General features: G+C 64.8%; 1 pseudogene. It reads right to left on the bottom strand.

Annotated elements, in window-relative coordinates:
* Window positions 1-318: pseudogene (locus AC1DLB_RS32510) on the bottom strand (M10 family metallopeptidase); the annotation flags it as partial.

Raw genomic sequence — 318 nt, 5'->3', positions numbered from 1 at the left:
CCGAGCAGGGTGTTGTTCAGGTCGTTGCCGATCACGGTGAAGGCACCGAGGCCGGTGACGGTGACATCTTCGACGTTCTGCAGGTTGCTTTGGCTGAGGTCGACGGTGCTGCTGGCCAGGGTCGAGGTGTAGCTGATGTTCAGCAGGTCGCGGCCCTGGTCGGCGGTTTCCTGCAGCAGTGCCAGTTCGCCGGCCTGGTCGAGGATATAGGTGTCGTCGCCGGCGCCGCCGATCAGCGTATCCAGCCCCGCGCCACCGTTGAGCACGTTGTTGCCGCTGTTGCCGGTCAGCACGTTGTTCAGGGCATTGCCGACGCCG

Source organism: Pseudomonas sp. 05N434 (assembly GCF_056396965.1).
This window is presented reverse-complemented; position numbering and strand designations above follow the sequence as displayed.